The sequence below is a fragment of the Desulfofustis glycolicus DSM 9705 genome, from assembly GCF_900130015.1.
Taxonomy (GTDB): domain Bacteria; phylum Desulfobacterota; class Desulfobulbia; order Desulfobulbales; family Desulfocapsaceae; genus Desulfofustis; species Desulfofustis glycolicus.
The window spans coordinates 60,623-77,358 of the sequence record NZ_FQXS01000001.1 but is presented as its reverse complement, the minus strand read 5'-3'; the positions used below and the strand labels follow the sequence as shown (position 1 = coordinate 77,358).

The window sequence follows — 16,736 nt, the reverse complement described above, 5'->3', positions numbered from 1 at the left end:
ACGGTAAAAAAGCACGTTAGACGTATACGAGAGCACCGATCTCCTCCTTTTCTCAGCTCAACAAGGCGGCACATATGATCAGAGGTTTTGGTTCCCCCGGCAGATATTTTCAAGGCGCTGATATAACGGATCAAGCGGGCCGTTTTTTGAAACACCTTGGCAAAAAATTTTTCTTGATCGCTGATCCTGTCGTTTACGGCATAGCCGGAGAGCGGTTGAATAAATCACTCGAGGCCGAAAACCTGCACTTGCTCTTCCCCACGCCCTTCCAAGGTGAGTGCTGTCAAACGGAGATCCAAAGAATCACCTCTCTGGTTCGGCGGGAACAGGCCGATGTGATCATCGGCATGGGTGGAGGCAAAGCAGCCGATACCGCAAAAATGGTCAACATAGCCACGACCCTGCCCGTCGTTATCATCCCGACCGTGGCCTCCACCGATGCTCCCACCAGCCAGCTCGCCGTCGTCTACGACGAACAGCATGTCAAAGCCGGTGTCTTCTTCATGAGCCGCGGGCCCGATCTGGTCCTGGTGGACACGGCAATCATCGCCCGGGCACCGATCAGGACCTTTCGGGCAGGCATCGGCGATGCCCTTTCTACCAGCTTCGAAGCCGAAGCATGTCATGCCTCTCAGGCAAAAAACATTTTTGGGGTACGGCCGACGCGAGCCGCATTGGAGCTGGCCCGCCTCAGTTTTCACATCCTGAAGGCGAACGCCATGGAAGCCCTGGCTGCGGTCTCTGCGCAAACCGTCACCGATGAACTGGAAACTGTCGTCGAAGCCACCATATTGTTGAGTGGACTCGGTTTCGAAAGCGGCGGCCTGGCGGCGGCGCACTCGATACATGGCGGCTTTACCGCTCTTCCTGCCATGCAAAAAGCCCTGCATGGCGAACTGGTCGCCTTCGGTGTTCTAGCGCAGTGTGTTCTGGAGGGGAAAAATGATGCCGAGCTGCAGGAACTGTTGTGGTTCTACCGTGCCCTAGACCTGCCAATGACCCTGGCTGAGCTTGGACTGTCAGGTAACGTTGATGATTCGCTGGTTGTTGCCGTCAAGAAGATTTGTGTTCCAGGATCATATATCTACAACATGCCCGTCGCCATAAACGAGGAAACGGTGCTTCATGCCATCAAAAAGGCGGATCGTTTAGCGGTGAATTACAAGGCCAAAGCAGATTAAAAAAAGGGGACTGTCCCCATTTTTCGATATAGTACGAGATGGCCAAGACCCTGCACGGGGAATATCCGCCGCACACCAGTATCAACTACATCTGGGCCAACCGGGAAGAAGAATGGGAAACCGTCGCCAACCCCTTTACCGACCGGGCCATGATGATCCCGTTGCAGCATGGCCCGGAAAATGTCGGCTCCTGGCAGGAAGAAACCGTCAATGTCTACGAAGATTACCTGAATGTCTTCGGTGAATCTCCGCCTCCGATGGCCTCCCTGGCCATTATGAACGACTCCGACAATACCGGTGAGGCGGCGACCTCCTATCTCGATTTCATCGAGGTACGAAAACCCGGTCGATAAAATGGGGACGGGTCCGTTTTCTATTGATTGTGTTCGGTGAAAACAATCTCCTGTGCACCATGCCAGAGAACCAGGGAGCCAAGGTCCTGAAGCCCTTCAGCGCCTTCAATGATGGTGAGGAAGTGATTTCCGGCCAGTTGTCCCATCTTGCTGGCAAAACAGGTTGGCCCGTAAGGGAGCAGGATTTCGGTTTCGCTGAAGCCTCCGGGATAAAAAAGAATTTCACCGGGGGCCGGATAGCAGGTGGCATTTTCCACCCCTACCGGTAGAAGGAAGTCGCCCAAGGGAATCCAGCAGGCTTCTCCGCTCCAGCGAACATGAATGAGTTGTTGGCGATAAGGCAACATCTCCATGAAGTGCGCACATGTCTGTGGCGCCCGATCCCGTTCCAGGCGGGCGACGAAGGTGTGAGTGCCGGCGACCGTTATCCGAACCGTGTCCATCGTCGATACCTCCTGTCTCTCAAGTATCTGAGCCATGCTCAAGCTTTTTCGCTATGGCATCGCTGGCATCTTTGACGTGCTTTCTCATCAGCTTCTTCAGACCGTTCTTGTCTTTCTCTTTGAGGAGTTTGATCATCTGTTTGTGTTCCGTCCAGGAACGCTCTCTTTGCTTCGGGGTCTCGAGCGAGAACGGTCGATAACGCATAATCGGCAGTCTGATGATCTCCAGTATTCGTTTAAGGTAATGGCTGCCGGCCGCTTCATAGAGGATATCGTGGAACTTTGTGTTCAATTCGGCCAACCTAATTAGATCCAGTTCCCGGCCGGATCCGCTCTCAGAGAAAATCTGGTCGACCTCCCGAATCAAATCCTCGAGAATGCCGATCTCTTTGGTGCTGATTCGATCGCAGGTCAACTGAATCGAATAGGTTTCAAAAACCAGTCGCAGATTAGACACCTCGACCAACTCTTCCAGGGTCAGTTCGGTTACCTTGACGCCGCCCCGTGGATTCTTGATGACCAGAGCGTCGTGCTGCAGCAGACGGAAGGCTTCGCGAACGGGGGTACGACTGACCCCGAGGGCTTCGCTGACGGCCACTTCGAGCAGAACCTCTCCGGGATTAATTTCCTGGTGAAGGATTTTAGTACGGAGCAGGTCGTAAACCTGCTCCGACATGGTCTTGGGCACCTGCAGGAGGCCATTGTCCCATCCCTTGTTTTTCATTGTCGTCTTCCTTTGACCTGATGTGAATTGTGGATCATCTTCCGTACCAACTATTTTGCCGAGAGTCGTTTTGACGCTGGCAGCACTGTCCTGCCACCAGCGTGTCCCTGCCGACTCGTTATTCCCGCACCATCTGTTAATTGGCAACGCGTGTACTTTGTATTCGTGGATGCATAAAAACACTGTGGTCGTAAAACCGTCAAGAGATTTCTCTGTTTTCGGGTGGTTGTCTTTATCGTACAGGTGCATTTTTGGCGGTACAAAGAGTTTTCCTGGCTTGTGCTTACCGTTTAACATGTTGATTTGATAAGTCATATCGAAAATTGAAGTATAACAAAAAAACGGTTTGACATTGTGACACGCAAGGTGTACCCATGAATACATGGATACATTAACACGTGGATACGCGGATCCGATATTTGAGCTTGCTACATTTGGCAGGGAGTTGGAAAGCTGGCTGTGTCCTGCCATGTACCCGTCTTTTCCTTCCGGAATTGTCGTTAAAAGGAGAAATCGATGAAAAAACGAACATTGCTCGGGGTGCTGACCCCCTCTTCCAACACGGTTCTTGAACCGCTGACCCAGGCGATGGTTGCAGATCTCAAGGATGTGACCGCCCATTTCGGTCGGTTTCGAGTAACCGAAATATCAATGCGGGACCAAGCGCTCGGTCAATTCAACAACGAGCCGATTCTTGAAGCCGCGCGTCTGCTTGCCGATGCTCGTGTCGGCACGATCATCTGGAGCGGGACATCTTCCGGCTGGCTCGGATTTGACGCAGATGAAAAACTCTGTGACGAGATCAAGGCAGCGACCAACATCGAGGCATCGACATCGGTACTCGCGCTCAACGAGATTTTCGAGATGACCGAAGTGAAACGTTTCGGCCTGGTGACACCGTATCTCGATGAGATTCAGGAGCGCATTATCGCCAATTATCAATCTGCCGGTTATCAATGCGTCGCTTCTCAGAATCTCAGGGATCGCGGCAATTTCTCCTTTTCCGAGGTTACCGAGGAGACATTGATGGATATGGTGCGTCGCGCCGCTGAACCGAAACCCGATGCGATCACCATCTTCTGCACCAACCTTCGAGGTGCCGGTATCGTCGAGCGGATGGAACAGGAGACAGGTATTCCGATTTACGACACCGTGGCCACGGCTGTCTGGAAAGGAATGAAGGTCGCCGGAGCTGATCCGGCTCGGATCAAAGGCTGGGGGCGGCTCTTTGGTGAAGTTTGATTTTTATTTCGGCTAAACACGTATCGTGGAGGACGACCACATGAAAACGAACCTTTTTTCACTCGCTATCGTAGCTGCAATGCTTTTGGCGATTTCGTCGGCCGGCTCGCTGCAGGCCGCGACCAAGCTGCGTATTGCCGGAAATTTTCCGGTGGAGCATTCGAGCAGTCTGGCCATGGAGGTCTTTAAAAAAGAGCTGGAGGAGCAATCCGGCGGCGATATGACGGTTGATGTCTTTCCGGCGATGCAGCTTGGCGGAGCCGCCGAAAATGTCGACCAGGTACGCTCCGGTGCTCTGCTGATGACCTGGTTGAGTATCGCCTACCTGTCGCGGACGGTGCCGGAACTGGAGGCTGTCAGCCTGCCGTTTCTATTTTCCGATCGCGAGCAGGCCTTCCGGGTAATCGATGGCAAAGTCGGCGATCTGCTGAATGAGAAACTCAAGCGCAAAGGCTTCATCGCTCTTGGTTATATGGAGCTCGGTGCCCGGCATGTGACCAACAGCAAGCGACCCTTGAAGTCTCTGGCCGACTTCGAAGGGCTCAAGATCCGTCTGCAGCCCAATGAAACACATCTCAACACGTTCCGGGCTCTCGGGGCTAATCCGGTTTCGATGGATATCAAAGAGGTGTATCAGGCCTTGCAACAAAAAGTGCTGGACGGCCAGGAAAACCCCTATGCAGTGAGCAAGACCAACAACTTCAATGAAGTACAGCAGTATCTATCCGATACTGGACACTTCTTCGACTTCATCGTCGTGGTAGCCAACAAGAGCAGCTTCGAGGCGATGTCGCCCGAGCAGCAGAGCATCTTGACCTCGGCAATGGACAAAGCCATTGCCTGGCAGCGAGCCAAAGCGATTGAGGCGGATCTGGCCAGCAGGGACGAATTGATCAAGCGCGGCATGCAGTTCGATTCGATCAGTCCGGAAGTGCGCGCTGAGCTTCAGCAGGCTACCGCTCACATCGTTGACGATGTTTCCAAAAAAGTCGGTGCCGACTTAGTCGATGCCGTACTCAGCGAGATCAAGCAATGAAACCGGCACCTGCCTCATCGTCAACGGTTTTGCCGCGCTGGATTCAGCGCGGCAAAACGGCCATGGAACACGTTGACCGGGCCACCGCCAAAGTACTGGTTGCCGCCATGGGGATCATGGCGGTACTGGTGTGTGCCCAGGTATTTTTTCGTTATGTGTTGTCCAGTTCCATCGACTGGGCCGATGAGATCTCACGGTTGATGTTCGTCTGGTCGATGTTTCTGGCGATACCACACGGCGTTCGGGCCGGAGTCCACGTCGGTATCGACGTACTCGTCCAGTTTCTCGGGGAGCGTTCGAGAAACCTGATCGCCCGGGCCATGCTCGGCCTCAGCGCGGTGTTGTCGCTGGTAGTCTTCTACTATGCGCTGATCGTCGTTATCCAGAAGTGGGAAGAATTGATGCCGACGGTCGATATCACCGCCTCTGTTTATTATATCCCGGTTCTGTTCGCAATGCTGCACAGCTTTTTCCACCTGCTGCTGCTCAGCTGTGCCGGACCGGATTTGTGGCGTTTGGAGGAATCGTCATGACCGCTGTCGTCATTATCGTGTTCGCCGTTCTCGCCTTACTTGGTATGCCGCTGGCCTTTGCGCTCGGATTTGCTTCATTTGCCGGAATCGCGATAAGCGGGGTCGATTTTTACATTATGCCGCAGCGCATGATGCACGCCATTGACTCCTTTCCTTTGATGGCGATTCCACTGTTCATGATTGCCGGAGAACTGATGGTGTTGGCCGGAATCATGAATCGTCTGATTGATTTTGCCAACAGTCTGATCGGTCGGGTACACGGCGGTCTGGCCCATGTCACCATCATCAGCGGCGGTATCCTGGCCGCCGTCAGTGGGGCGGCGGTAGCCAGCGCCAGTGCGCTTGGCAGCATTATCGTACCATCGCTACGCAAGCATTACGATGATGGCTATTCCAGTGCCATCATCGCTTCGGCCGCAAACCTCGGTCCGATCATTCCGCCGAGTAACGCGATGATCGTCTATGCGCTGATGGCCGGCTCGAGTGTGTCGGTTGGCGCTCTTTTCATGGCCGGTGTCATTCCGGGCATTATCATGACCTTGTCGCTGATGGCCACCGCCAGTTATCTCTCTTATAAAAAAGGATTCGCGTTGACAGGTGAGCGGTTCCAGTTGCGCCGGGTTCTGCTGCAGGGGCGCCGGGCCGCCGTCATCCTGATGATGCCGGTAGTGGTTATCGGCGGTATCGTCGGCGGTATTTTTACGCCGACTGAAGGCGCTGCCATTGCGGTTGCTTACGCGCTGGTTATCGGTTTCTTTGTCACCGGCGAGTTGAAATTTGCCGATATCCCGGCGGCCCTGTTTCGCGCCGCGATTGGTTCTTCGGTTGTTGCCGCGCTGATCGCTTTTGCCGCGACGGTCACCTTCGTCTTCACCATCGACCTGGTACCGATGAGGTTATCTGCCTACCTTCAGCAACTCACCCAAAATCCCCAGGTCTTTATCGCCCTGGTGATGGCTACCCTGCTTGTCGTCGGCATGTTCATCGAATCCAATGCCGCCTATATCATGCTCGTTCCGCTGCTGGCGCCGGTGGCTATGACATACGGCATCGACCCGGTCTATTTCGGTTTTCTCTTCGTGCTCAATCTGGTCATCGGCATGATGACTCCGCCGGTCGGCGTTTTGCTGTTTGTGATGTGCGGTATTACCCGGATATCGATGACGGAAATGATCCGCAATGTCTGGCCGTTTGTAGTGGTGCAGTACGTTGTCTTGATGCTGTGTATTTTCTTTCCTCAGCTATCGTTATTTCTGCCGAGAATCCTCGGCTTTTGATTGCCTTGAGTCACTTGTGAACCAATGGTTTTCATACAACGAACAAACAAGGAGATGAACACAATGAAAAGAAAAACACTCGCGCAGGTTGTAATGGTCCCGATGTGTGCTTTCCTGCTGTCTCTTCCGGTTCAGGCTGCCGACAAGGTTTCGATCCGCGCGCTGGGCGGCTTTACCAAGCAGATCCAGAGCACCCTGGTTGAGCAACCATTTTTCGAAGAATTGGCCACCAAGCATAGTGATCGGCTTGATGTCCAGTTCCGCACAATGGACGAACTGGGCCAGAAAGGATTTCAGGCCCTGCGGCAGCTCAAGGCCGGCGTATTCGATATTATGGAAATGCAGCTTGGCTATATCAGCGGCGAAGATGCTTTTTTCCAGGGAGTTGACCTGGTCGGTGTAGCGCCCGATGTCGAAACGGCGCGCAAGGTGGCCGATGCCTATCGTGAGGAATTCGACAGCAGATTGCAGAAGAAATTTAATGGCAAACTGCTGGCAATCTGGCCGTACGGTGATCAGGTGTTCTGGTTCAAGGAAAAAATCAACGGACTGGATGACTTCCAGGGCAAGAAGATCAGGGTGTTCAGCCGGCCAATGGCAGAATTCGTCAAGCATTTCGGAGCAACCGGTGTCAGTATGGCTTTTCCCGAAGTCTACACATCACTGCAGCGCGGCGTCATTGACGGTGCCGTGACCGGTGCCCTGGCCGGTAATACCGCTTCCTGGTACGAGGTTGCCAACTATCTCTACCCGATGCCGGTTGGTTTCTCGATTCAGGTCCATGTCGCCAACCTGGATTTCTGGAACAAACTCGACCAGCAGACACGTGATCTGCTGACCGCTGAATTTCAGGCCATGGAAGATAAATTGTGGCAGATCGGCGCCGAGGCAACGCAGGACGGTATCAACTGCAACACCGGCGTCGGCGACTGTAAATACGGAAAGCCGGGCAACATGACCCTGATCTCTGTCAGTCAGGAAGATCGACAGCGGATGAAAGAGGCTGTCGAGCAGGCGGTCCTGCCCGAGTGGGTGGAAAGCGCTACGAAAACGGATGAAAAGGCTGCCGCGATCTGGAACGAGACGGCTGGTGCAGCGGCAGGGGTGACGATCTCTGGCAAGTAGGGTCGCTCATCAACATAGTTTTTCTTCCAGAGCCATTCCGGCCGGGGGATTCCGGGGTTTCCCCCGGCCGGCTAATGGAGGTTGATCATGGCACTGAAAAGTACAGTTGGCCGTTTCGATCGGTATAGCAGAACTCTGGCTATTCTCGGCGGCTGGGCACTTCTTGGCCTGTCGCTCTATGTCGGTATTGACGTGATCGGTCGAAAACTATTTGCCCTGTCTCTTCAGGGTTCCGATGAAATCGGCGGCTATGTTCTGGCAATTGTTTGTGCCGCCGGTTTTTCCTATACGCTCTCTCATCGAAGTCATATCAGACTCAACGCGCTGCTCTCGGCGTTTCCTTCGGGTATCCAGGCGGCCGCCAATGTACTGGCTTACACACTTCTTCTGTTGCTGGCCTTTATGATGCTCTGGCGCAGCTCGGCGATGCTGCTCGAGAGTTTTTCCTTCAAGGCGGTGGCTCCGACCCCGCTCGAAACCCCCTTATGGATCCCGCAAGGGTTATATGTTCTCGGGTTGCTCTGGTTTTTCCTTCACGTCGCGGTGTGTTTCTTCCATGCAGTATCGTTGGCCGCCAAAGGACAGAGCGATGAGCTGAACAAGACCTACGGCGTCGAGCAGAGTGACGTCAACGAAAAAGATATGAGGTAAGTCATGCAGATTCTGGTCGGTTTCGGCATCCTTTTCCTGCTCCTTGCCATCGGCGTTCATGTCGCCTCGGTATTGTTCGTTATCGGCGCCGGCGGCGCCTGGATGACCCTCGGTAGTGCCGTACTGTTGGATTTTGGCAACCAGGTCTGGTCGGTACTGAACAGCTTTGTCATGACGGCGATTCCCTTGTTCGTGCTGCTCGGCGAACTTTTGCTGCGTAGCGGTATTACCGATAAAGTGTATCAGTCGATGTCGTTGTGGCTGGCCCGCCTGCCCGGCGGCCTGCTCCACACCAATATCGGGGCCAGTGCTCTGCTTGCCGCGACCAGCGGGTCAAGCGTGGCGACGGCCGCGACGATCGGCACCGTGGCCATTCCAACTTTCAAAACGAGAGGTTATAACGACCGGATCGTACTCGGTTCGCTGGCGGCTGGCGGAACGCTCGGTATCCTGATTCCACCGAGCATTAACATGATCATCTACGGATCGATCGCCGACGCCTCGATCGGCAGGTTGTTTATTGGCGGTTTGGTACCCGGAATTATGTTGGCCTTGGCCTTTATGACCACCATCATGATTATAGCGGTCATCAGACCATCGGTGACCGGGGAACCGGAAGAGCCGCGATCTTTTGTCTACAAGATCAAGACGCTCGGGTCGTTTCTACCCTCGCTGATTATCATTTTCGCGGTTATGGGCAGTATCTATCTCGGTTGGGCGACGCCGACCGAGGCGGCTGCACTCGGCGTACTGGCGGTAGTGGTGATCGCGCTGGTTCAGGGGCGCTTGTCGATCGCCATGCTGCACGAGTCGTTTGCCTCGACGATTAAGACGACGGCGATGATCCTGCTGATCATGGCCTGTGCCTTCTACATGAATTTCATTATTTCGATGCTTGGTATTCCGCAGGCCTTGTCGCAGTGGTTTGTTCAGTTCAACCTGTCGCCGCAATTGACCATGTGGCTGATCGTTGTTTTCTACATCGTGCTCGGCACCTTTATCGAAACGATTGCCATGATGGTGACCACTATTCCGCTGGTGGTACCGCTTGTTGTCGCCGTCGGCTACGATCCGGTCTGGTTCGGCGTGTTTTTGATGATCCTCTGCGAGGCATCGCTGATCACGCCGCCGATCGGCATGAATCTCTATGTCGTCCAGGGAATCAGGACCGATAACGGTCCGCTCAAGGACGTCATTATCGGCGTTTTACCGTTTCTGCTGACCATGCTCCTGATGGTCGGCGTGATGATCTACGTTCCCGAACTGGTGCTCTGGCTGCCTGATCGGATGCTTGGCTTCTAGCATGCCAGCCGGATCGACCAAGGGGCTGGGGCAAGGAGGTGCACAATGAAAGTTGATACGTTACTGACCGGCGGCATGATCGTAACCGCTCAAGATCGGTTTGTCGGTGCGCTTGGCATCAGGGATGGCCGGGTCGCCTGCTTGCTCGATAGCGCGGCCGGTGTCGACGCGCAGCAGGTAATAGATGTTTCCGGGAAGTACATTATCCCGGGGGCGATTGACGCCCATGTCCATTTCCAGGATCCCGGCTCTCCCGAGCGCGAGGACCTGGAACACGGCACCCGGGCCTGCGCGGTCGGCGGCATTACCACGGCGATCTCGCAACCGGTCAATAACCCGCCGGTCTTTGATGTTGCCACGTACCGGGAAACGCTTGCCGGCTATGAAGGACGTTCCTATGTCGATTACGGACTGCATGGCGGCGCCTCGTCGGGCAATCTCGACCAAATCGAGTTGTTGTGGACCGAAACCGGTGCCCCGGCCCTGAAAATGATGATGTGCTATTCCCCGAAAAGTTACGGGATGGTAGACGACGGGCAATTGTACCGGATAATGCAGATATTGCAGAAACACGACGGCTTGGCCTACATTCATGCGGAGAATCAGGCGATTGTCGAGACGCTTGAAAAGCAGCTGCGTGCCGAGGGACGAACCGATCCGCTTTCCTATCTCGCTTCACGGCCATCCTGGGTTGAAACCGAGGCCGTCAGGCGGGCTCTTATCCTGGCTGAACAGACCGGATGCCGGGTGATCTTAGCCCATGTGTCGTGTGCCGATTCGCTGGAAATGATCGGTGAGGCGCGAGGCAGGGGGGTATCGGTGTTCGCCGAATCGTGCCCCCATTTTTTTACCTTTATAGATGAAGATATTGTTGAGCACGGCCCGTACCTGAAGTTTTCACCGGTCATGCGTGATGAGCCGAACCTGCGGAGGCTCTGGGAATTGCTGGCCGGGGGCGCTGTCCAAACCATCGGCTCGGATCATTGCCCATATGCCCCCGAGGAAAAGACTCCGGGATTGACCAACATCTGGGATGCGCCAAACGGTGTGCCCGGCCTTGAGGTCTTGCTCCCGGTTCTCCTGGACGGGGTATCAAGAGGGCAATTGTCGATGGAGCGGTTGGTCGAAGTTACCAGCTTGAACCCGGCCAAGATCTATGGGCTTTATCCGCGCAAGGGCCATTTGAGCCCCGGCGCCGATGCCGATCTCGTGGTGGTCGATCCGAGTCTGGTGAAAACCCTGGATCTTCAGGATCTGCAGACCAAATGCCCATATTCCCCCTATCTTGGTAAAACCTTCCGCGGCTGGCCGATCATGACCATGGTACGTGGGGTGAGTGTTGCCGAGGGAGGTGCGATTACCGGAGCTGCCGGTCATGGCCGTTACGTCTCCCGAACGAATTGACCGAAAGAAAAAGGGATGTTCCCGTTTTGGGACAGACTCCGTTTCTAGGCAGCGGGGAAAACTCTAATTTTCTTTTTGTCGTTCAGACTGCTGAGCAGCATGATCAGTGGCCAGAGCAGGCCCCAGACAACGGCCAGCAGCAGCAGTGATTCGAGCAGCGGCCAGTTCAGGGTCGCCGCGCCGAGGCGGGCGCCGCCCCAGTAGGCGAGCGGTCCGCCGAGTGCGCCGAACAGGGCCGACAGCACGGGACGCCGCTTCATCCAGCTGAGGCTGTGGTTGGGGAGGGTGGCCAGGGCGAGCCAGATGACGGCCAGCCAGAACGGGATCGGAAACTGGTCCGGGATGAAGGTGAAGAAACCGATGGTGTGGAGGATGCCGTCGGTCATCACGCCAACGGTCAGTACCGCCGTCGCCAACAGCGCATCCCTCCGCCGGTTGGGACTGATCAGGAAATGACCGGCCACCAGGACCAGGCCGAGCCAGGCCAGCGAGTTGCCGCCCAGCACGCAGATCAGCCAGACCACGTTGTAGATAGCCAGGTTGACCAACCAGTTCATGGCGCCCGCCTTGCCGGCAGCCGGTTGCCGGGACGGTCGGCGACCAGTTGTACGACACTGATGGTCCGTTCGAGAAAGCCCCCTTCGCAATAGCAGAGATAGAATTCCCAGAGTCGCCGGAAGCGTTCGTCGTAGCCGTATTCCCTAAGGCCGCTGAAGGCCGCGAGAAAACGAGCCCGCCAGTCCTGCAGGGTGCGGGCATAGTCGAACCCGAAATCCTCGATACCGCGTACCACCAGGTCGGTGGAACGGCTCAGCACGTCCAGCAGGCGGCTGTTGGCGGCCAGACAACCACCGGGGAAGATGTGTTTCTGGATGAAGTCGACATCGCCGAGATACTCTTCGTACTTCTCGTCCCTGATGGTGATCGCCTGTATTATCATGACGCCGTCCGGTCGCAGCAGCGACATGCACTTTTTGAAAAATTCCGGCAGATAGCGATCACCGACCGCCTCGATCATTTCGATGCTGACCAGTTTATCGTAGGTGCCTTCCAGGTCGCGATAATCCTGCCGCAGCAAGGTGATCCGCTCGCCAAGGCCCGCCTCTTCGATGCGCTTGGAAGCCTCCCGGTACTGGGCCTCGGAGATGGTGGTGGTGGTAACCCGGCAGCCGTAGTGAGTGGCTGCGTGAATGGCGAAGCCGCCCCAGCCGGAGCCGATCTCCAGCACGTGGTCCTGCGGGCCGAGTTGGAGTCGCCGGCAGATGTGGTCCAATTTATAGCGGGCAGCCTCCTCCAACGTGCTGTCCGGGGCCGGGTAAATGGCCGACGAATACATCATCGTCTGGTCAAGGAAGGAGGAGTAGAGCTCGTTGCCCAGATCGTAGTGGGCGATGATGTTGTTTTTTGCCCCGCTTCGGTTGTTGCGCCGCCAGAGGTGGCCAACCCGCCGCAGCAGCCTGACCAGGGTGGAAGACTGCCGTTCCATGTTCTGCAGCACTGCCTGATTGCGGGCGATGATGCGCACCAGGTCGGTGAGCCGGTCGGTTTCCCAGGAACTGTCGATATACGACTCACCGGCGCCCACCGTACCTCCGGTAAGGATGCTGACGTAGGCCCGGGGATCCTTGATGGTGATCGTGCAGTGCAGAGATGGATCGTTGCCGAAGCTGTGGCGGCCGGTGTCGTCGACCAGCGTGATCTGGCCGTGGCGCAGCGTTTTCAGGACCCTGTGCAGCAGTGCTCTGGCCCGGTTCTGCAGAAAGGTCGGGACCGTCAGGGGGGCGGTAAACGAGCGAGAGGGAGCGATGGTGGTCATGTCATCTCCTTGCGATACGGTATGTAAGGGACTCCTTTGATGTACAATTTCAAGGCCTGCCAATAGATGGCACTGATTACCGCGGCGGTCATCACCGGACGGCGCAGCAGCTGCCGGCGCAGGATGGACCGATCGAGCGGTCTCCGTTCCAGGTTCAGCTGGGCGGAAAAGACTCGACCGCGCGAGTCGCTGACCTCGATGACGATGCGGGCCGTTTCGCCGGGTGCCTCGATCTGCCAGCGATACTGTTGATCGACCGGGTTGAAGGGCGAGACCTTGAAGGCCTTCGGATGGGTCGGCTGCTGCTCGCCGTGCGCCAGGTGAAAGCCGTAGTAGTGGCGCTCGTTCCACGGGGTGTTCGATACCTCGGCGAGCAGGTGGCTGCAGCGACCGTCTTGATCATGGCCGAAATAGAAATTGACCGGGCTGAAATAAAGGCCGAGCGTGCGCAGGTTGAGTAGCCCGGTCACCTCGCCGGCCACCGTCTGTTCGGTCAACTCGGCCATCTTTCGTTTGACGCTGGTCGCCAGCGGCTCGTCGGCCGGGCCGAGATAGTCGCTGCGGCGCAGGCGGCTCAGGGCGAATCCCTTCTCGGCAAACCACGGCTTCAGTTGCGGCAATTGGTCCAGCCGGTCGAGGTTGAGATGCCACATGAAAAACGGGTAGCTGAAGCGATGGGCGCGGGGCAGAAAGCGCTGGTGGCTGACACGGCCGACGTAGAGTGCATGGTTCATACCGGCACCCCCAGCGACGCGCAGACCCGCAGCGCACTGTGCACCCCGTCTTCATGGAAGCCGTTGAACCAATATGCACCGCAGAAATGGAGCCGGTTGCTGCCGGATATGCTCGACCAGTCTTCCTGGGCCTCGAGAAGGCGCATATCGTAGGCCGGGTGGTGATAGTTGAAACGGGCCAGCACCTTGGTTTCGTCGATCGACTCGTTGAGCGTCACCAGATAGGTATGCTTTTTGTTCAGGCGCTGCAGGATGTTCATGTTGTAGGTCAGCGTCGTCTGCCCGCTGCGGGCCGGGTCGAGTCGATAGTTCCAGCTTGCCCAGGCCCGACGCTGCCGCGGCAGGATGCTCTCGTCGGTGTGCAGCAGCACCTCGTTGTCGGTAAAGCGGATCTTCTCCAGGACCGCCCGTTCCCGCCCGCTCGGATCGCCGATCAGGGCCAGGGCTTCGTCGCCGTGACAGGCGAGTACTACCTCGTCAAAGGTCTCAGTTGTCCCGCTGCTCGTCACCTGCACCGAATCAGCGCTGCGGACGATTCGCTCGACCGGGCTGCTGAGCCGGATCGAGTTTGCAAACGGCGCGGTTAGCGGCTCGATATAGCTGCGCGAGCCGCCGATAATGGTATACCACTGCGGTCGGTCCACCAGGTTGAGCAGCCCATGGTTCTCGAAAAACCGGGCGAAAAAATGCAACGGAAAGGCCCGGGCATCATCGAGCCCCATCGACCAGATGGCGGCGATCATCGGCAGCAGATAATTGTCGGCGAAGAGCGAGCCGAAACGGTGCTCGTCCAGGTAGTCGCCGATGGTGTACAGTCGCTCGTGCGAGGCCTCGGTCCGGACGCTGCGGTTGAAGCGGACGACGTCGGCAAGCATCCGCAGAAAAGCCGGGTTGACCAGGTTTTTACGTTGGGCGAACAGGCTGCTCAGGTTGTGGCCGTTGTATTCCAAGCCGATCGCGTCGTTGCGCACCGAAAAACTCATCTCGGTCGGCTGGTAGGCAACGCCGAGTTCATTGAGCAGCCGGATGAAGTTCGGATAGGTGCGATCGTTAAAGACGATAAAGCCGGTATCGATGGCGCTCCGTTCGCCGTCATAGTCGATATCGACAGTGTGGGTATGGCCGCCGATATAGTCGTTTGCCTCGAATACGGTTACCCGATGTTGCCGGGACAGGTAATAGGCGCTGGTCAGGCCGGCGATGCCGGTGCCGATGACGGCGATCGATTTCATGATTTTTTCATCCGTTGTGCCAGCCGCAGCCAGAGTCCGCGCGGCAGCAGCGATGCCGCTTTCATCAGTAGCGTGAAACGTTTCGGGAAATGGATCTCGGCCTCGCGTTTGGCGATGCCGGCACGGATTGCAGCGCTGGCCTGCTCGGTGGTGACCATAAACGGCATTGGAAAGTCGTTGCGGTCGGTCAGCGGCGTCTTGACGAAGCCGGGGCAGACCAGGCTGACCGCGATACCCTCGGCGGCCAGCGTAATGCGCAAGGTCTCGATCAGGTAGGCGACGGCTGCTTTCGAGGCACCATAGGCCTCGGCACGGGGCAGCGGCAGATAGGCGGCGGCGGAACCGATGCCGACCAGCTGCGGCGCTTCGCTGCGTCGCAGGGCAGGCAGGACGCCTTCGATGCTGTGCCCCATGGTCTCCACATTGATACGCATGACCCGGGCAAGCAGCGCGCTGTCGAAATCGGGCAGGTCGATGTATTCACAGGAGCCGGCCGAGAGGATGGCACAATCGATGCGGTCCAGTCTGCCGAACCAGGCCAGGGTCGCCTCGCGGTCGAGCAGATCGACGGCTCCGGTCTCTGCGCCGAGACCGGCGAGTTCCTCGAGTTGCTGTTCGTTGCGGCCGATCGCCCAGACCCGGTGGCCGGCGGCGAGATAGTCAACGGCCAGTTGCCTGCCGATACCCGAGGTGGCGCCGGTGATCAGGATATTCATGTGCCGAGCCTCCGTTTGATAGTTTTGACGAGCGAGCCGAGCAGCGGCAGGTGCTCGTAGAGCATTGCGCCAAGATCGAAATAGTCCCGGTGATAGCGGACTTTGTCGGCTTCATCGAACTGCAGGTAGCTCATGCCGTCGACCTCGATGGTTCGGCCGCGGGCCAGTTTCGGGTGGCGAAAACTCATGCGCCAGCTCAGATAAGCCTCATCATCGACGAGGTGCCGGCGAATGAAGGAAAAACCGACCGAGTCGGCGTTCCGGTAAAGTTCACCAAAATAGCTTCGCAGTGCGTCCAGACCGTGGATTACATGGGCCGGGTCGCAAAACTCGATATCTCTGCTGTAGACTGTGTCGAGCAGGTCGAGATTGTCGGCCGTGAGCTGTTGGTAGACAGCCAGGAAATCGTCCAGTCTGTTCATTTGTTTATCTCCTGCTTCAGGCCGGCAAAGAGATCGTCTCGCAAAGATTCGTCCAGCGGTTGGTCGGGACTGAGCCAGATACCGAAATAGATGGCGGCGAATTCGGCGGAGTCGACGGTTGCCAGGATCTCGTCGTTGAGCGCCAGCCTGCTCCGTCCGCTGGTGTCGTCGTAACAGAGCCGGTAACTGTCGCCGTCGCCGACATCGCGATAACTGCCGTGGATCACGTCTATCTGCGGTCGTACCCGGGTCAGTACATCCGGTTCGTGTTGCCGGGCCAGGATGGTCTCTGCTGCTTCGATAAAGGCCGAGGACGGTACGTCGACCGCGTAGTCGAGTTGCAGACAGATGGATTGCTCGGCTCCGAGGATGGCCGTTTCGCTGGATTGCAGCGGGGCGTAAAGAGTCGCATCGTAGACCTTGATCAGGCCAAGATAGCGCACGCTGCCGGAACCGATCGGGGCCAGCTCCGTTGCCGCATGGGCCGGTGATTGGAGGGCCAGGATCAGACCGAGAGTTAAGAGAAAGAACGGCAAGCGAGCCAT

At 56.8% G+C, this 16,736-nt stretch carries 19 protein-coding genes; 10 read left to right on the top strand and 9 right to left on the bottom strand.

The genetic code is table 11. The features are described 5' to 3' along the window. The first annotated feature begins 74 nt into the window (after positions 1 to 74). Both BUC26_RS00375 and BUC26_RS00370 read left to right on the top strand, forming a co-directional pair. Positions 75 to 1,181 (top strand): glycerol dehydrogenase, encoded by a 1,107-nt coding sequence (locus BUC26_RS00375; protein ID WP_073372852.1) that lies wholly within the window; start codon positions 75 to 77, stop codon positions 1,179 to 1,181. 38 nt (positions 1,182 to 1,219) lie between these two features. After that, a complete protein-coding gene (locus BUC26_RS00370) occupies positions 1,220 to 1,534 on the top strand; it encodes a DUF3047 domain-containing protein (protein ID WP_073372851.1) in 315 nt (104 codons plus the stop codon). A 20-nt stretch (positions 1,535 to 1,554) separates the two neighbouring features. Here the strand turns inward: BUC26_RS00370 and BUC26_RS00365 are convergent, their stop codons facing one another. Next, positions 1,555 to 1,977, bottom strand: coding sequence for a DUF3830 family protein (locus BUC26_RS00365; protein WP_073372850.1), 423 nt, complete (start codon positions 1,975 to 1,977; stop codon positions 1,555 to 1,557). 19 nt (positions 1,978 to 1,996) lie between these two features. After that, entirely contained in the window at positions 1,997 to 3,172 is a 1,176-nt protein-coding gene (locus tag BUC26_RS22585) for a GntR family transcriptional regulator (protein WP_161949780.1), read from the bottom strand. 45 nt (positions 3,173 to 3,217) lie between these two features. On the opposite strand from BUC26_RS22585, the gene BUC26_RS00355 reads away from it, so the two are divergent. The 8 genes from BUC26_RS00355 (at position 3,218) to BUC26_RS00320 (ending at position 11,271) form a co-directional block, all read left to right on the top strand. Then, positions 3,218 to 3,943, top strand: coding sequence for a maleate cis-trans isomerase family protein (locus tag BUC26_RS00355; RefSeq protein ID WP_073372848.1), 726 nt, complete (start codon positions 3,218 to 3,220; stop codon positions 3,941 to 3,943). 40 nt (positions 3,944 to 3,983) lie between these two features. Next, on the top strand, positions 3,984 to 4,979 hold the full coding sequence (locus tag BUC26_RS00350) for a TRAP transporter substrate-binding protein (RefSeq protein ID WP_073372847.1): 996 nt from the start codon (positions 3,984 to 3,986) through the stop codon (positions 4,977 to 4,979). Continuing rightward, positions 4,976 to 5,512, top strand: coding sequence for a TRAP transporter small permease (locus tag BUC26_RS00345; RefSeq protein WP_073372846.1), 537 nt, complete (start codon positions 4,976 to 4,978; stop codon positions 5,510 to 5,512). The genes BUC26_RS00350 and BUC26_RS00345 overlap by 4 nt, the downstream gene beginning before the upstream one ends. Further along, entirely contained in the window at positions 5,509 to 6,789 is a 1,281-nt protein-coding gene (locus tag BUC26_RS00340; protein WP_073372845.1) for a TRAP transporter large permease, read from the top strand. Before BUC26_RS00345 ends, BUC26_RS00340 begins: the two co-directional genes overlap by 4 nt. Positions 6,790 to 6,852: 63 nt before the next feature. After that, positions 6,853 to 7,914 (top strand): TRAP transporter substrate-binding protein, encoded by a 1,062-nt coding sequence (locus BUC26_RS00335; protein ID WP_073372844.1) that lies wholly within the window; start codon positions 6,853 to 6,855, stop codon positions 7,912 to 7,914. Positions 7,915 to 8,001: 87 nt separating this feature from the next. Beyond that, a complete protein-coding gene (locus BUC26_RS00330) occupies positions 8,002 to 8,565 on the top strand; it encodes a TRAP transporter small permease subunit (protein WP_073372843.1) in 564 nt (187 codons plus the stop codon). Positions 8,566 to 8,568: 3 nt separating this feature from the next. Further along, entirely contained in the window at positions 8,569 to 9,867 is a 1,299-nt protein-coding gene (locus BUC26_RS00325) for a TRAP transporter large permease (protein WP_084540343.1), read from the top strand. Between the two features lie 45 nt (positions 9,868 to 9,912). Next, positions 9,913 to 11,271 carry a dihydroorotase gene (locus tag BUC26_RS00320; RefSeq protein ID WP_073372842.1) on the top strand — a complete coding sequence of 453 codons (1,359 nt, stop codon included), beginning with the start codon at positions 9,913 to 9,915 and terminating at the stop codon, positions 11,269 to 11,271. Between the two features lie 44 nt (positions 11,272 to 11,315). On the opposite strand, the gene BUC26_RS00315 is transcribed toward BUC26_RS00320, so the two are convergent. From BUC26_RS00315 to BUC26_RS00285, 7 genes are read right to left on the bottom strand one after another with little or no spacing between them, the layout of a single operon-like run. After that, positions 11,316 to 11,828 carry a DUF2878 domain-containing protein gene (locus tag BUC26_RS00315; RefSeq protein WP_073372841.1) on the bottom strand — a complete coding sequence of 171 codons (513 nt, stop codon included), beginning with the start codon at positions 11,826 to 11,828 and terminating at the stop codon, positions 11,316 to 11,318. Beyond that, the gene (locus tag BUC26_RS00310; protein WP_073372840.1) at positions 11,825 to 13,087 is read right to left on the bottom strand and encodes an SAM-dependent methyltransferase; all 1,263 of its coding nucleotides are present in this window, start codon (positions 13,085 to 13,087) and stop codon (positions 11,825 to 11,827) included. Before BUC26_RS00310 ends, BUC26_RS00315 begins: the two co-directional genes overlap by 4 nt. Beyond that, on the bottom strand, positions 13,084 to 13,821 hold the full coding sequence (locus tag BUC26_RS00305; RefSeq protein ID WP_073372839.1) for a DUF1365 domain-containing protein: 738 nt from the start codon (positions 13,819 to 13,821) through the stop codon (positions 13,084 to 13,086). The genes BUC26_RS00310 and BUC26_RS00305 overlap by 4 nt, the downstream gene beginning before the upstream one ends. Further along, entirely contained in the window at positions 13,818 to 15,053 is a 1,236-nt protein-coding gene (locus BUC26_RS00300) for an NAD(P)/FAD-dependent oxidoreductase (RefSeq protein WP_073372838.1), read from the bottom strand. Before BUC26_RS00300 ends, BUC26_RS00305 begins: the two co-directional genes overlap by 4 nt. Further along, positions 15,050 to 15,769 (bottom strand): SDR family NAD(P)-dependent oxidoreductase, encoded by a 720-nt coding sequence (locus tag BUC26_RS00295; protein WP_073372837.1) that lies wholly within the window; start codon positions 15,767 to 15,769, stop codon positions 15,050 to 15,052. Before BUC26_RS00295 ends, BUC26_RS00300 begins: the two co-directional genes overlap by 4 nt. Then, entirely contained in the window at positions 15,766 to 16,191 is a 426-nt protein-coding gene (locus BUC26_RS00290) for a nuclear transport factor 2 family protein (protein WP_073372836.1), read from the bottom strand. Before BUC26_RS00290 ends, BUC26_RS00295 begins: the two co-directional genes overlap by 4 nt. Beyond that, entirely contained in the window at positions 16,188 to 16,736 is a 549-nt protein-coding gene (locus tag BUC26_RS00285) for a chalcone isomerase family protein (RefSeq protein ID WP_073372835.1), read from the bottom strand. Before BUC26_RS00285 ends, BUC26_RS00290 begins: the two co-directional genes overlap by 4 nt.

Excerpts from the sequence above, each read along its gene's own strand:
- BUC26_RS00375 (WP_073372852.1), top strand. The coding sequence starts at position 75 with ATGATCAGAGGTTTTGGTTCCCCCGGCAGATATTTTCAAGGCGCTGAT.
- BUC26_RS00370 (WP_073372851.1), top strand. The coding sequence starts at position 1,220 with ATGGCCAAGACCCTGCACGGGGAATATCCGCCGCACACCAGTATCAAC.
- BUC26_RS00365 (WP_073372850.1), bottom strand. The coding sequence starts at position 1,977 with ATGGACACGGTTCGGATAACGGTCGCCGGCACTCACACCTTCGTCGCC.
- BUC26_RS22585 (WP_161949780.1), bottom strand. The coding sequence starts at position 3,172 with ATGGCAGGACACAGCCAGCTTTCCAACTCCCTGCCAAATGTAGCAAGC.
- BUC26_RS00355 (WP_073372848.1), top strand. The coding sequence starts at position 3,218 with ATGAAAAAACGAACATTGCTCGGGGTGCTGACCCCCTCTTCCAACACG.
- BUC26_RS00350 (WP_073372847.1), top strand. The coding sequence starts at position 3,984 with ATGAAAACGAACCTTTTTTCACTCGCTATCGTAGCTGCAATGCTTTTG.
- BUC26_RS00345 (WP_073372846.1), top strand. The coding sequence starts at position 4,976 with ATGAAACCGGCACCTGCCTCATCGTCAACGGTTTTGCCGCGCTGGATT.
- BUC26_RS00340 (WP_073372845.1), top strand. The coding sequence starts at position 5,509 with ATGACCGCTGTCGTCATTATCGTGTTCGCCGTTCTCGCCTTACTTGGT.
- BUC26_RS00335 (WP_073372844.1), top strand. The coding sequence starts at position 6,853 with ATGAAAAGAAAAACACTCGCGCAGGTTGTAATGGTCCCGATGTGTGCT.
- BUC26_RS00330 (WP_073372843.1), top strand. The coding sequence starts at position 8,002 with ATGGCACTGAAAAGTACAGTTGGCCGTTTCGATCGGTATAGCAGAACT.
- BUC26_RS00325 (WP_084540343.1), top strand. The coding sequence starts at position 8,569 with ATGCAGATTCTGGTCGGTTTCGGCATCCTTTTCCTGCTCCTTGCCATC.
- BUC26_RS00320 (WP_073372842.1), top strand. The coding sequence starts at position 9,913 with ATGAAAGTTGATACGTTACTGACCGGCGGCATGATCGTAACCGCTCAA.
- BUC26_RS00315 (WP_073372841.1), bottom strand. The coding sequence starts at position 11,828 with ATGAACTGGTTGGTCAACCTGGCTATCTACAACGTGGTCTGGCTGATC.
- BUC26_RS00310 (WP_073372840.1), bottom strand. The coding sequence starts at position 13,087 with ATGACCACCATCGCTCCCTCTCGCTCGTTTACCGCCCCCCTGACGGTC.
- BUC26_RS00305 (WP_073372839.1), bottom strand. The coding sequence starts at position 13,821 with ATGAACCATGCACTCTACGTCGGCCGTGTCAGCCACCAGCGCTTTCTG.
- BUC26_RS00300 (WP_073372838.1), bottom strand. The coding sequence starts at position 15,053 with ATGAAATCGATCGCCGTCATCGGCACCGGCATCGCCGGCCTGACCAGC.
- BUC26_RS00295 (WP_073372837.1), bottom strand. The coding sequence starts at position 15,769 with ATGAATATCCTGATCACCGGCGCCACCTCGGGTATCGGCAGGCAACTG.
- BUC26_RS00290 (WP_073372836.1), bottom strand. The coding sequence starts at position 16,191 with ATGAACAGACTGGACGATTTCCTGGCTGTCTACCAACAGCTCACGGCC.
- BUC26_RS00285 (WP_073372835.1), bottom strand. The coding sequence starts at position 16,736 with ATGGCTCGCTTGCCGTTCTTTCTCTTAACTCTCGGTCTGATCCTGGCC.